Raw genomic sequence first — 13,761 nt, 5'->3', positions numbered from 1 at the left:
GGGAGGGGATAACGAAAAAGCGTTTGGGGGTTGCCAGCCGGTCCGGCTCACAACTCCCAAACGCTTTCGGTTTTCAGGTTCCTAAAAACTACTCGGCAGCAGCTTCGGTAGCCTCCTCGGCCGGAGCCTCGGTAGCTTCTTCGGCGGCCGGAGCGGGCGCGTTGGCCGCCAGCAGAGCAGCAGCCTTCTGACGCTGGTTCTCGGAACGCGTCTCTTTTACCTTGGTTTCGGCGTCGAAAGCAGCTTTCTTGGCGGTTGCCTTAGCATCAACGAGGCCAGTGCGCTTGCCTTCGATTTTAGCGTCTTTCTCGTCTTTCCAGGCGCCGAAACGCTGGTCAGCAACTTCCTGGGTGATGGCACCCTTGTCAACACCCAACTGCAGGTGACGACGGTAGAGCACACCGCGGTAGCTGAGCATGGCCCGAACGGTGTCGGTAGGCTGAGCACCGGTCATCATCCAGTAGAACGCACGGTCGGCGTCGTAGTTGATGGTAGCGGGGTTGGTCTGGGGGTTGTAGGTACCGAGTTTCTCGATGAAACGGCCATCGCGGGGAGCGCGGGCGTCAGCTACTACGATGTCGTAAGTCGCGGCCTTTTTGCGGCCACGGCGGGCGAGGCGGATTTTAACTGCCATAAACCGGTGGGGTTGTGTGACGGAGCTCGTCCGTCGGGTGAGGGTTTCCCGAAATTGGGAGTGCAAAGGTAGCGTTTGTTCAGGGGATTAGCTAGGCGGGGAAATAAAAAAAGCCCTGGCGCAGGGCCAGGGCTTTCTTGTCATTCGTCGTGCTGAACGTTACGCCGCCATGGCTTCGCGCTTGGGCTTGGCTAGTTTTGACATCGTGTTCAGGTTCATGTTTTTGCGCTTTATCTTGATAACACCGACTTTATCAAGACCCCAGATGGCCACGTAGGTAGGGTCGAACTCCCACCACTTTACGCCGAAGTTGACGCGCATGGGCAGTTTGTGGTGGTTGTTCTGGAACAACTCACCAAAAGCCAGGAAATCCAGGGCCAGGGTGTTGCGCGACTTGTCGCGGTTGTCGAAGTTCTGGTAGCCGTATTTGTGGCCGCCCCAGTTCACAATGGCCCCGTGGATAGGACCCATCAGGAAGTGGATGGGCAGCAGCAGAAACTGCCACCACGCCGTGGCGAAGTTTATGTAGAACAGCGTGTAAGCCGTACCCCAGATAAGGCGCGAGTACACGGTGCCGCCGAATTTATCGAGCCAGTTCCACTCGGGGATGTCGCCCTCGAAGCGCTTGGCACCTTCGTGCTCGTTGTTCACGACATCGTTGTAAATCACCTTGGTTTTCCACATCATATCGAACGCGTTGTTCGAGAAATGGGGGGAGTGCGGGTCCAGCGCAGTGTCGGAATAGGCGTGGTGCATGCGGTGCAGCAGCGCATAGGCCCGGGGCGAGAGGAAGCTGCTGCCCTGGCAGATGTAGGTGAACAGGAAGAAAAATTTCTCCCAGAACTTGTTCATCGTGAACATCTTATGCGCCGCATAGCGGTGCAGGTAGAACGTCTGCGTGAACAGCGACAGGTAATAGTGGGCAACGAAAAAAATCAGAATAGCCATGTGAAGCTGATGTGAAGAAGCTGACCGCACAAGCAAAAGAGCTGGGCTTAGGTTCAGCAGCAACTATACAAAATTACGGCCGCGGTGCGCGTAGCTGGGTTTTTTGACTTGGAAGGACAAAATCTTGCACGTCCAGCGTAGCGGACGCCAGATAAATGATGACAGCGTTTTCCTGCTCTTGAAAAATAAAGTCCTACTTGTAATACTCGCGGGCCGCATCCCAGTGCGGGGCATCGGGCAGGGGAGCGGTGAAGGTCAGGGCTTCTTTCGTGACGGGGTGCTGCAATTGCAGCTGCCGGGCGTGCAGGGCAATGCTCACGTCAGGCAGTGGGGCGATGAAGCCGTATTTCACGTCGCCGATGATGGGCGTGCCCAGGCCGGTGGCCAGTTGGGTCCGAATCTGGTGCGGGCGGCCGGTCACGGGGTTTACCTGGAGCAGGTAGCGGTTGCCGGCCATGCCCAGCAGCTCGTAATGCAGCTCGGAGCGCAGGCCCTGGCTGTGCTTTTCGGGGTAGGCCTTGGTCACGTTGCGTACGGTGTCCTTCACCAGCCAGTGGATGAGGGTGCCGCTTTCGGGCACGGGCGGGCGGCCAGTGAGCGCCCAGTAGGTTTTGTGAATTTTATCGTCCCGGAACATCTCGTTCAGCCGGCTCAGGGCCTTGCTGGTTTTAGCCAGGATGACGATGCCTGACACCGGCCGGTCGATGCGGTGGCACACGCCCACGAAGGCCTCGCCGGGCTTCTTGTACTTGAAGCGCAGGTACTCGGCGGCTTTCTTGGAGAGGGGCTCGTCGCCGGTGGCGTCGCCCTGCACGAGGATGCCGGCGGGCTTGTTGATGACGAGAAGATGGTTGTCTTCGAACAGAATTTCTCTGCCTTCGGACCAGAGGTTGGGACGATTCACGCGGCGGGAACGGGCGGCTATTGGACTAGTAGCAGGAGCGGGCCGGGGCCCCTCGGGGGCTACCGCACGTCGTCAGACCACACTCACCGGGCGCTCCGCTCTTGCTTTTGATGCGACGAAGATACGAAGAGGGGCGGGAGTGGGCGGGCGGGTCGGTAGCTGTCATTCTGAGCGCAACGAAGGACCTTCTCACGTCCTTGTAATTCATTCAGATGTGATAAGGCCCTTCGCTGCGCTCAGGATGACGGCCGTTATCCCTTCTAGTACCCTTCCTCCTTGCTCGGAAACTCGCGGCTTTTCACGTCGGCTACGTAGTGCTGCACGGCTTCGGTCATGATGTCGTGTAGCTCGGCGTAGCGGCGTAGGAAGCGGGGCTTGAACTCTTTGGTGATGCCCAGCAGGTCATGCACCACCAGCACCTGGCCGTCCACGTCGGGGCCGGCCCCGATGCCGATGACGGGGATAGTGAGCTCCTCGGCTACCTGCTTGGCCAGGGAGGCGGGGATTTTTTCGAGCACCAGGCCGAAGCAGCCGATTTCCTGGAGCAGGCGGGCGTCTTCGATCAGCTTCTGGGCCTCGGCTTCTTCCTTGGCGCGCACGCTGTAGGTGCCGAATTTGTAGATGGATTGCGGCGTGAGGCCGAGATGGCCCATGACCGGAATGCCGGCCGTGAGAATGCGAATGATGCTGTCCTTCACTTCGGCACCGCCTTCGAGCTTCACGCCGTGGCCGCCCGATTCCTTCATGATGCGAATGGCCGAGCGCAGGGCTTCCGAGGAATTGCCCTGGTAAGAGCCAAAGGGCATATCGACCACCACGAAGGCGCGTTTCACGGCGCGCACCACGCTCTGGGCGTGGTATATCATCTGGTCGAGGGTGATGGGCAGGGTGGTCTCGTGGCCGGCCATGACATTGGATGCCGAGTCGCCGACGAGGAGCACGTCGATGCCGGCCCCGTCGAGAATCTGGGCCATCGAGTAGTCGTAGGCCGTGAGCATGGAGATTTTTTCCCCCCGCTCCTTCATGGCAAGCATTTGGTGGGTGGTAATGAGTTTGACTTCCTTGTGCTGAGACATGGCGGGCAGGTTTGCGAGATAAAAGGCCGTTTGACGGGGCAAAGCTGGCAACAATTTCGTTACCCGGCGCGCCGCAGGCATCGAAAAGCCCCTGGCCGAAGCGCAGGGGCTAAAAACGAAGCATACGGCCTGGTCTGGGCCTACTGGTACTGCGCATAGCGGTTGCGGTTCAGCTTGAGGTCCTGCAACAGGCTGCTCTTGGCCGCAATGGTGAAGTTGTAGCCCTTGAGCTGGCCAAAGGGAATCCAGGTGCCGTTAATCTGCCAGCAGTGCAGGTCGCGAAAGAACGACACGGTGGGGAACGTAACGGCCTGACTGGTGAAATCATAGCCAAACCCAGTGGTGAAGCGCAGGTTTTCGGTGAGCTTGATGGAACCGTCGGCCCGAATGTTGTTGAGGGCCAGAATGGGCGGGCGCTGGTTATTGCGGAGATATTCCGAGGTGAGGGGCGTGGCATTGGTGGTGTAGCCGGCCGAGTACGACAAGTTGAGCTCCCACGGAATGTCGAAATCGACGTAGTCGGCGTAGTAGTTGGGGCCTACCGAGCCCAGGCTGGGGTTGTTGGCCGGGGCCACGGCGCGGGGCACTGCGCTTTTTTTCTTGCCGGTGGCCGGGTTGAAGGAGTAATTGGTCTGGAAGCTGGCCGAGGCGAGGCGCAGCAGCTTGCGCGGGTCGGCCTCAAACAGGAATTTATTGACGGGCCGGCCCTGGCTGTCGCGCTGGTAGGCCTCAAAGCTGGCCCCGCTGTTGAGGCTGAGCTTGCGGGCTATTTGGGTCCGGAAAATCACGTTCAGCGGGGTGAGTCTCTGCACGCCGGGGAGGGCGGCAAAATTGTAGCCGATGTTGAAATCAAGCCCATCAATCAAGCTTACTTTTTTGAAGGGGTTGAGGCCGGTGGTGTCTTTGGAATCGCGCACCTTCATCTCCACCGAGTTTTGCAGGCTGAAGGAAACCTGGCTCTGCTTGGCCCCGCCGGGCACTGAGTACAGAAAATTGCTGTAGTTGTTGAAAGTGTAGCTATTGAGAATAGCAGCGTCGGCAGGGTTATCAGCGAATAAGGTCTGGCCAAATTGGTTGGTGTAGCCTTGCAGTACGTTGGCTCCCACCGGGTACACGCTGGCGCGCTTGTCCAGGGGCGGGGCGTAGGCGTAGTTCAGGCTGGGAGTGGCCTTGTGACGGATGGCCTGGATTTTATGCGTGCCCTTGCGCACGAAGGTGCCGTAAAACGTGGTGTTCAGGCTCACGGCTGCCGAGTAGCCGTTGACGCGGTTGAAGCCGTACGAAGTGTCTATGCGCACGGCCTTGGCCTCGGAGATGTAGCTGTAGTTGAGTTTCTGGGCAAACCACACTTCGCTGTACGACACCGACGGGCTCAGCTTGAGGTGCGGCCCGAGCGAGTAGGAACCCAGCCCGATGCCGAACTGGTGCTGGATGCCGTTGCGGGAGTTGGCCAGCAGCCGGCCGATGTTGGCGAAGCTCACCGGGATGTTGGTGGGCGCGCTGGTGCCGCCCAGAAGCGGCAGGCCGTTGCTCAGGGTGCGGGCCGTGAGCACGTTGCTTAGCTCGTTGCGGGCCGTGACGTTGTAGCTGAACGTGAACTGCTCGTAAGTGTTGGTGCCCAGCTTGCCGCCCGCGCCCGGCTGGATGCCGAACCACTGGTAGGGGTACTGCCGGGCCAGACCCACGCTGATGTCGGGCAACACGAAGGTCATGGTGCCGTCGGTGCCCTGGCTTTGGCTGGCTTTTATGTCGTAGTTCCAGGGCGAGTTCCGAATCTGCTTCGAGTAGCCGATGCTGGAGCTGAACTGCGTAGACAGGTAGCGGCGGGCATCCAGACTGTTCACCTTGTTGAAGCTGCTGGTGCCGGCATTCACGCTGGCCGTGAAGCGCCCACCCCCGGGCTTGGGCACTGGCGTGTGGTTCCAGGTAACCCAGAACGAGTTGGCCGATGGCGGCTTGATGTAAACCGGCGTAGTCGTGAGCGCATCGGTGGCCAGAATGGGGTTGAGCGGCCGGTTCGAGAAGCGGAAGTTGAAATTGCCCTGGTAGGTGTAGCGCTTCAGGTACGAAAAATCGGCCGTGGCCCCGAAGCCGCCCCAGGTCTGGGCATTGCCGGCGTAAATGTCACCGGTGAGGCGAATGCCGATGTAGTCATTGGGGGCGAAGTAGTAGCCGCCGTTGGTGAGGTAGTAGCCCCGGTCGGCGGCCTGCCCGAAGGTGGGAATGAGCACGCCCGAGCCCCGGCTTTTATTGGGCGTGGGAAAGAAACCGAACAGGAAGCCCAGCGGCGTGGGAATGTCGCCAATGACCAGGTTGAACGGCCCGGTCACCACTTTCTCGCCCGGAATCACCTTCATGCGCTTGGCCTGAATGTAGAAGTGCGGGTGCTCCAGGTTGCAGGTGGTGTAGCGCCCCATCAGGCCGTTGATGTCGCCGTTGGGCAGCCGCTTGATGGTGGCGGCGCTCACGTAGCCTTCGCCCTGGGTGGTCACGGCCTCGGTCACCTTGGCCTTCTTGCTCTTGAAATTGTAGGCAATGCTGCCGGCCGTGTACAGGCCGCCCTTGTCCTTGAGCACGGGCCGACCCTCCAGCTTGTGCTTCAGCGAATCGAGCCGGCCGTCGGCCTGCATGGTATTGGTGCCGTAGTTGATGGTGATAAGGTAGGCCTTCAGGTCGGTGTCGCCATAGGTCACGCTGGACTTGTTGTAGAGCCGCGCCACCTTCTGAGTCACATCGAACTGAATGGAATCCGTCGCCTGGTATTTTATCGTGCTTTCGATTTGGCCTTTGGGCCGGGCTGCCACTTGCAGCGAGTCGCCGGCGCGGCCCACGCCTTTCACTAGGCCCGTGGTGTCGGTGGGGGTGGTGCCGAGCCGGCGGACTTCGCCGCCCGGGGTCAGGGTATCGGGCACGGCCTTGTGCGAAGCACCGGGCACGCGCGACTGGCCAGTGTTGCGCACGCCGGGCGGGGGCGGCCCCACGGGGTCGCGCGGGTCCACGGAAATATTACGTACCGGTGGGGTAGTGGCACTGCCGGCACGCTGGCCGGGCAGTGCGGCCGGAATGGCCCGGGGCCGGGCCACGGTGGTTGTGTCGCCTTGGCTGGTGGGCGCGGCCAGAATGGCCTTCACCCGCGCCTTGCGGGCCTGGATTTTGGCCTTGCGCGCGGTTTTGGGTTTGGGCTGGGCAGGCGTGCCGGCCTGGCCCCAGGCGGTGCCGGACAGGCTCGTCAGCAGTATAAAAAAGAGGCCTGACAGGACCGGACAGGCCCATGAAAAGCCGGCGCGGCGGCGCGGGGCGGGCCGGAAATCAGCTTCGGAACGAAGGCCAAACCAAACAGGCAAAGTATAGTAGCAGTTAAATCGTTTACTTTTGGGGCTTCTACAAAGGTAGCAGGTCGCTACCGCCCCTTCAACGAACAACGTGCGGATTATTGTCATCCTGGCCAGTGCCGCTTTGCTATTGTTGGGTGCCGGCAGCGGCGAGTGGAACGCGGAGGCCCAAACCCCGGCCGACTCCGCCCGCATCGCCCCCGATTCGGCGCTCCCGGCTGCTACTATCAGCACTGCGAATGAGCCTTACCGCTACCGCCTGCGCACCGTGGTGCTCGATGCCGGCCACGGCGGCAAAGACCGGGGCTGCGCCGGAGCCACCGCCCGCGAGGCCGACGTGGCCCTGAGCCTCATCCTGGCCCTAGGCAAGCAGATTCAGGAAAACATGCCCGAGGTGAAGGTGATTTACACCCGTAAGACCAACGTGTTTATCGAGCTTGACGAGCGCGCCGCCATTGCCAACCGCAACCACGCCGACCTGTTTATTTCCATTCATTGCAACGCCGGCCCCAGCCAGAGCCACGGTACCGAGGTCTGGACCATGGGCCTGCACAAAAGCACCGCCAACCTGGGCGTGGCCCAACGCGAAAACTCCGTAATTCTGCAGGAAAAGGACTACCAGAAGCGTTACGACGGCTTCGACCCCAGCTCGCCCCAGTCGCACATCCTGTTCTCGCTGTTCCAGTCGGCCTACATCACCAACAGCCTGCGCTTTGCCCAGCGCGTGGACCGGCAGCTGCGCACCAGCGTGAGCCGCCCCAGCCGGGGCGTGAAGCAGGCCGGCTTCCTGGTACTCTGGAAATCCACCATGCCCTCGGTGCTCATCGAGTCGGGCTTTCTAACCAATCCGACCGAAGAGCGTTACCTCAACGATAAAGCCAATCAATCGTATATGGCCGCAGGCATCTATCGCGCCTTCCGCGAGTACAAGCGCGAACTGGAAGGCGGTTAGTTAAGTGGTGCATCAGGGTGCTGTGCCGCCCGGCGACCAACAGCCGCACTTCCGTCGTAAGTATCTGCAGTCCGCCTTGGCCTCCCTTCCGTTCTCATCCAATTATCCTCCCCCGTGTCAAAAGAAATAAAAGTGGCGCTTCTCGCCATCGTCGCCATTGCCGCTCTTGTTATCGGCTTTAACTTTCTGCGTGGCAGCAACATTCTCTCTTCCAACCATACTTATTACGCCATTTACCCCAAGGTAGATGCCCTGAATGCCGGTGCGCAGGTGTTGCTGAACGGCTATAAAGTAGGCCAGGTGAAGAGCCTGGAGCTGCAGCCCGACAAAGGCAACACGGTACGTGTGGCCATTGAGCTCGATAAGGGCATTGTGGTGGGCGACTCTACTACGGCCAGCCTGGGCGGCTCGTTGCTGGGCTCGAAGGCCATCACGCTCACGCTGGGCCAGAATTCGAAGGTGTACACCGGCGGCGAAGAAATCCGCACCGTTACGCCTTCCAGCATTGCCGATGCTTTCCAGGCCAAGGCGCTGCCCGTGCTCGATACGGTGGGGGCCACGCTGGCCCACATCAACGGGTTCCTGAACAAGGATGCCCAGACCAATATTCAGGGCACTTTGCTGGGAGCCCGCCAAAGTACCGAGGCGCTGCAAAAGCTCATTGTGGCCAACCAGGCCAACGTGGCGCTCATTACCCGCAACCTGGCCCAGATGAGCACCGCCCTGAACAAGACCACCGGCAAGCTCGATAAAATTGCCGTGAACTTCTCGCAGCTCTCCGACTCGCTGAAAGCGGCCCCCGTTGGCCCGGCCCTGCGCCGCCTCAACGCCACGCTGGCCGATGCGCAGACCACCGTGAAAAGCCTCAATACAGCCCTCAATGACCAGTCCGGCTCGATGGGCAAGCTCCTGCACGACTCCACGCTGTATAATAACCTGACCGCTACCACCGCCAGCTCCAACGACCTGCTGGTCGATTTCAAGGCCAACCCCAAGCGCTACGTGCATTTTTCGGTATTCGGTGGTGGCAAGGATAAGACCAAGGTAGAAACCACCAAGAAGCCGGACGGCACCACCACCACGGAAGTGAAAAAGGTGGAAGCGAATTCGACGGTGAAGTAGCGCTTCTGCAAGTCATGCGGAGCGCAGCCGAAGCATCTCTATTGCAATGGTAATTAATTGCTTCCCCGGTAGAGATGCTTCGACTCCGCTCAGCATGACCGTTTTTTTAGTTGGACGTTCAAACTACCCGTACCTTTGAAATCCGCCTCCGGGCGGATTTTTTTGTGCCGATTCCCACCAAATTCCCACCCCGCTTTCCTGATGAACGTCGATTTCAACCGCAACGAAGACCAACTCAAGCAGCTCAGCTTCAACCTCAGCCAGAAGTTTCAGAAAGTAGCCCTCGGCGGCGGCGAGAAGCGCATTGCCGCCCACAAAGCCAAAGGCAAGCTCACCGCCCGCGAGCGCATTGAATTCCTGCTGGATAAAGGCGCAGCGCAGGTCGAAATCGGTGCTTTCGCGGGTGAAGGCATGTACAAGGAAGAAGGCGGCTGCCCCGGCGGCGGCGTGGTCGTCATCATCGGCTACGTGGCGGGCCGCCAGTGCGTGGTGGTAGCCAACGACGCCACCGTGAAGGCTGGCGCGTGGTTTCCCATCACCGCCAAAAAGAACCTGCGCGCCCAGGAAATCAGCATCGAGAACAAGCTGCCGATTATCTACCTCGTTGATTCCGCCGGGGTGTACCTGCCCATGCAGGATGAAATTTTTCCGGACAAGGAGCATTTCGGCCGCATTTTCCGCAACAACGCGGTGATGAGCAGCATGGGCATCGTGCAGATTTCGGCCATTATGGGACCTTGCGTGGCCGGTGGCGCATATCTGCCCATCATGTCTGACGAGGCCATGATTGTGAACGGCACCGGTTCGGTGTTCCTGGCCGGCTCTTACCTGGTGAAATCTGCCATCGGCGAAACCATTGATAACGAGGCGCTGGGCGGCGCGAGCATGCACTCTGAAATCTCGGGCGTAACGGACTACAAGTTCGACACCGACGAAGAGTGCCTGACCCACATCCGCAACATCTTCGACAAGATGGGCGGGCACACCACGGCCGGTTTCAGCCGCGCCACCCCGGCCAAACCCGCGCATGACGAGCAGGAAATCTACGGCCTGCTGCCCTCGGACCGGGTGAAGCCTTACGACATGATGGACATCATCAACCGCCTGGTGGATAATTCCGAATTCGAGCCCTATAAAGACCTGTACGGCCAGACGCTCATCTGCGGGCTGGCCCGGATTGATGGCTGGGCGGTGGGCATCGTGGCCAACCAGCGCAAAATCGTGAAGAGCAAGAAAACCGGCATGCAGATGGGCGGCGTCATCTACTCCGACTCGGCCGACAAGGCGGCGCGCTTCATCATGAACTGCAACCAGAAGCGCATTCCGCTGGTGTTTCTGCACGACGTGTCGGGCTTCATGGTAGGCAGCCAGAGCGAACAGGGCGGCATCATCAAGGACGGCGCGAAGATGGTGAATGCCATGGCCAACTCGGTGGTGCCCAAGTTCACGGTCATCGTCGGCAACAGCTACGGGGCCGGCAACTACGCCATGTGCGGCAAGGCCTACGACCCGCGCCTCATCGTGGCCTGGCCCACGGCCCAGCTGGCGGTAATGAGCGGCGCGGCAGCCGCTAATACGCTGCTACAAATCCAGGTGGCTTCCCTCAAAGCCAAAGGCGAAGTCATCACCCCCGAAGCCGAAAAGGAGCTGCTCGACCGCATCAAGGCCCGCTACGAGGAGCAATTATCTCCTTATTACGCCGCAGCCCGCCTCTGGGTAGATGCCGTGATTGACCCACTGGAAACCCGCAAGGTGCTGTCGGAAGGCATTGCAGCGGCCAACCATGCGCCGATTGAGAAGGCGTATAACGTGGGGGTTATTCAGGTGTGAGGTATGACGTGGTTTGATATTTATGTGCTGACTTCCCGTAGAGACAGGAACACAATTCTGTTATTTATCAGTGCGTATGTAAAGCAGTCAACGCTACAAGAAATTATCGAAGGAGCCGACCTTTTGTTACTGCCAGAGGGCAGCAAATCGTTTGATGATTCGGAGGAGGCTGAGCTAATTCACATGAAAGTCGCTGACTTGGAAGATTTGATTAAACTCGGGACTTCTAATAAAAATCGCTGCTTCTGGATTTACCTTGACGCTGAGAGAGACGAGCACAAGAGTGCAATTATCAAATTTACCTCCGATGGTTACTTGGTCTTAGCACTATCGATAGAAGCTTTTCAGGACTATGAAGATGGGAAAAGCAACTACCAAGAAGCGCTGTTAATCAAGCAAAATATGGTGGCCGAATATGATGGTGAGCTGGCTATTGTTACGTGTTACCAAACACCGCCTGATAATCGCGAGGAGATGCTGAAGATGCTTCTTGAAGCAGATGTCAGTCAATGGGAAGTTGGCGAATAATATTGGCCCTTTATGAAAACCCTCTACCTCCTGGCTGGCTGCAACGGGGCGGGCAAAACCACCGCCGCCTTCACGCTGCTACCCGGCCTGCTCGAATGCCGTGAGTTCGTGAATGCCGATGAGATTGCGCGCGGTCTCTCACCCTTCCAGCCCGAAACGGTGAGCATCCAGGCGGGCCGGCTGATGCTGGCGCGGCTGCGGGAACTGCTGGCGGCGGGGGAAACGTTTGCGTTGGAAACCACGCTGGCCACGCGGCATTACTTGAGGTTTATTCAGGAGGCGCGGGAGCAGGGATATCAGGTGCGGCTGCTGTTTTTCTGGCTCAACTCACCTGATTTGGCGGTTGAGCGAGTTGCTGCCAGGGTGCGCGAAGGTGGGCATAACATCCCCGAATTGACTATTAGGCGGCGCTATGATGGTGGATTGAACCTGTTTCTTGGAGCTTATCGCATGGCTGTTGACGACTGGTTATTAATTGACAATTCTGACGGACCGGGACGATTGATAGCTCAAGGGAATGCGAATGGAACTACCATTGCAGATGCCGATATTTGGCAGCAGCTAACTACCACTTACCATGTCTAAGCAAGAAGCATTGCAGGCCGAAACGGCCAAATTCAGCCAGCAGGTGCAGAATGGCCTAGTAGCGGCCTACAATGCTATGCTCGCTTTCAAAAAATATAAGCAGAGCCCGGTCATCGTCTCCCGCGACGGCAAAATAGTGGCTGTTGCACCAGAGGATATGCCCATCCTCCCCACCAGCTAGAGTGCCCGCCGTTTGACAATAACTCACCCCGCGCCTATCCCCCCGGCCACCGTCTCAAAAAACGGCATGCCGTGCAGCGCGGCAAACTCCTTGATGTGGCTGCGCAACCGGGTTTCTTCGGCCGCATCGGTACCGGCCGCGAAGTGCAGCTCGACCAGCCAGATATGCACCTGGAAATAGTCGAGCAGCCAGCTGTTGGTTTCCAGGTTGAAGAGCGAGTGCAGGTGCGGAGCGCGGGCGCTGATGAGCCCGGTGCGCAGCTCGGCCACGGCCTGGAAGGCGCGCAGCAGCTGGTCGAACACGTTGGTTTCCAGCCAGGGCAGCTCGGGAAACTCGCGGTTGGTGAGGACGAGCCAGTCGAGCAGGGCCGGAAACTGGCTGGTGAGGAATAGCCCCTCGGCAATCAGAAAATGGTAGCCGGCCGGAAACAGGTTGTAGAACGCCGGGAGCGGAGCCGGGGGCACCACCGTGCGCGGCACCGTAACAGCTTCCTGGTGCAGGCGGGCCAGCAGGGCGGCTGGCACCACGCCGTCGGGGGCGTCGTACCAGGCCGTCACTATCTCGGCAAACGCCCGCCGGCCCCTTGGGAAAGCATGCACTTCGGACGGCACGGGCAGGGCCAGCAGGCGGGCCAGCCGTTGGCGCCAGGCCGGTTCGTCCTCGGCCAGAAATTCGGCCAGGAACAAGGCCGAATGCCCGAACAGCTGGGCTTCGGGCGTGTGCTTGTGCTGCAGGTAGGTGGCCAGCACCTCGCCAAACGCGCTGGTCAGGTGCGCCAGGTCCACGAAGGATTCGACGAAAAACTCCTGGCCCGCCGGGTGGGTGGCCAGTTGCAGGGCCAGCGGCGCGGCCGCCCCACCGGGCCGGGCCGGCCGCGTGATGCGCCCCAGAAAATAGCCCAGCAATAGGCGTTCGGGATAGGCCAGCTGCTCCATCGCCAGCAGCTCCGGAATGTCGGTGGCCCCGTTCGGCGCGGTGGTTTCGGCCATCGCCAGCCCCGAAACCGATTGGCCAAAGGCGGCGAAGTCGGCGTGGCCCGCGTAGCGGGCCAGCGTGTCGAGGGTGTGCAGGTGGTAACCACCTTCCTTATTCACCAGGCCGAAAAACCGGCGTAGGGTGCTGGGGCTCAGGCGTCGGCCGTCGGTAGCGGCGTTCTGCTGCAGCTCTAGTTCAAGAGCATCGCAGTGGCTGGGGTAGCGGAGCGGCTGCCCAAACCGGGCCGCAACAGCCTCGCGCAGGGCAGCCTGGAGGGGTGGGGGAAGGTGTGGCACAGTGGTGAAGATAATATGAAATCAACCGAAAAGAAATTTTTGGACTTTGCACTTCATGGAGACAATTGTGGATATTTGAAGTCCAGTAATATAGATATTGTTCATGAAAAAGAAGTATTGCGAACACGGCCATCTGCTGGCCGGCGATACCTGTAGCCACTGCGCCCAGCACCCCAACCCGGCCGCCGGGGGCGCAGCAACCGTAGCCCCAGCGGCCAACCGCACGCTGGTGGAGTTGCGGGACCTAAAAAACAGGTTGCAGAAGGGCCTTATCACGGAAGTAGAATATGATGAGGGGCGTAACAGTATTCTGGCCAACTTTTAGCAGAGCGCAATCTACTCCAATGAAAAGCCCATTCCTGCCCAGGAACGGGCTTTTTTGTGGAGATAGAAATAAA

At 59.5% G+C, this 13,761-nt stretch carries 13 protein-coding genes; 7 read left to right on the top strand and 6 right to left on the bottom strand.

The features are described from left to right. Nucleotides 1-88: 88 nt before the first annotated feature. The 5 genes from ACVWYF_RS09820 to ACVWYF_RS09800 form a co-directional block, all read right to left on the bottom strand. Complete coding sequence (locus ACVWYF_RS09820; protein WP_457067267.1) at nt 89-634, bottom strand: 30S ribosomal protein S16; 546 nt, start codon at nt 632-634, stop codon at nt 89-91. Nucleotides 635-793: 159 nt separating this feature from the next. After that, entirely contained in the window at nt 794-1,582 is a 789-nt protein-coding gene (locus tag ACVWYF_RS09815) for an acyl-CoA desaturase (protein WP_457067265.1), read from the bottom strand. A 193-nt stretch (nt 1,583-1,775) separates the two neighbouring features. Continuing rightward, nucleotides 1,776-2,486 (bottom strand): RluA family pseudouridine synthase, encoded by a 711-nt coding sequence (locus ACVWYF_RS09810; RefSeq protein WP_457067263.1) that lies wholly within the window; start codon nt 2,484-2,486, stop codon nt 1,776-1,778. A 260-nt stretch (nt 2,487-2,746) separates the two neighbouring features. Then, complete coding sequence (gene panB / locus ACVWYF_RS09805; RefSeq protein WP_457067261.1) at nt 2,747-3,562, bottom strand: 3-methyl-2-oxobutanoate hydroxymethyltransferase; 816 nt, start codon at nt 3,560-3,562, stop codon at nt 2,747-2,749. Nucleotides 3,563-3,702: 140 nt separating this feature from the next. Continuing rightward, nucleotides 3,703-6,906, bottom strand: a complete 3,204-nt coding sequence (locus ACVWYF_RS09800; RefSeq protein ID WP_457067259.1) for a putative LPS assembly protein LptD — start codon at nt 6,904-6,906, stop codon at nt 3,703-3,705. A 181-nt stretch (nt 6,907-7,087) separates the two neighbouring features. Here ACVWYF_RS09800 and ACVWYF_RS09795 point away from each other — a divergent pair, with 181 nt between their 5' ends. The 6 genes from ACVWYF_RS09795 to ACVWYF_RS09770 all read left to right on the top strand — a co-directional run bounded on the left by ACVWYF_RS09795 (nt 7,088) and on the right by ACVWYF_RS09770 (nt 12,092). Continuing rightward, on the top strand, nt 7,088-7,846 hold the full coding sequence (locus tag ACVWYF_RS09795) for an N-acetylmuramoyl-L-alanine amidase family protein (RefSeq protein WP_457068215.1): 759 nt from the start codon (nt 7,088-7,090) through the stop codon (nt 7,844-7,846). 114 nt (nt 7,847-7,960) lie between these two features. After that, on the top strand, nt 7,961-8,968 hold the full coding sequence (locus tag ACVWYF_RS09790) for an MlaD family protein (protein ID WP_457067257.1): 1,008 nt from the start codon (nt 7,961-7,963) through the stop codon (nt 8,966-8,968). 201 nt (nt 8,969-9,169) lie between these two features. Beyond that, on the top strand, nt 9,170-10,798 hold the full coding sequence (locus ACVWYF_RS09785) for an acyl-CoA carboxylase subunit beta (RefSeq protein WP_457067255.1): 1,629 nt from the start codon (nt 9,170-9,172) through the stop codon (nt 10,796-10,798). Nucleotides 10,799-10,801: 3 nt separating this feature from the next. Then, entirely contained in the window at nt 10,802-11,326 is a 525-nt protein-coding gene (locus ACVWYF_RS09780; RefSeq protein ID WP_457067253.1) for a hypothetical protein, read from the top strand. Nucleotides 11,327-11,338: 12 nt separating this feature from the next. Then, on the top strand, nt 11,339-11,911 hold the full coding sequence (locus ACVWYF_RS09775; protein WP_457067251.1) for an AAA family ATPase: 573 nt from the start codon (nt 11,339-11,341) through the stop codon (nt 11,909-11,911). Beyond that, nucleotides 11,904-12,092 (top strand): hypothetical protein, encoded by a 189-nt coding sequence (locus ACVWYF_RS09770; RefSeq protein WP_457067249.1) that lies wholly within the window; start codon nt 11,904-11,906, stop codon nt 12,090-12,092. Before ACVWYF_RS09775 ends, ACVWYF_RS09770 begins: the two co-directional genes overlap by 8 nt. 23 nt (nt 12,093-12,115) lie before the next feature. Here the strand turns inward: ACVWYF_RS09770 and ACVWYF_RS09765 are convergent, their stop codons facing one another. Then, nucleotides 12,116-13,363, bottom strand: coding sequence for a hypothetical protein (locus ACVWYF_RS09765; RefSeq protein WP_457067247.1), 1,248 nt, complete (start codon nt 13,361-13,363; stop codon nt 12,116-12,118). Nucleotides 13,364-13,466: 103 nt separating this feature from the next. Between ACVWYF_RS09765 and ACVWYF_RS09760 the strand changes: the two genes are divergently transcribed. Continuing rightward, nucleotides 13,467-13,688, top strand: a complete 222-nt coding sequence (locus ACVWYF_RS09760; protein WP_457067245.1) for an SHOCT domain-containing protein — start codon at nt 13,467-13,469, stop codon at nt 13,686-13,688. The last annotated feature ends 73 nt before the right edge of the window (nt 13,689-13,761 follow it).

Source organism: Hymenobacter sp. UYAg731, from assembly GCF_054061335.1.
The sequence above is the reverse complement of the archived record's forward strand: the minus strand, read 5'-3'. Positions and strand labels throughout refer to the sequence as shown.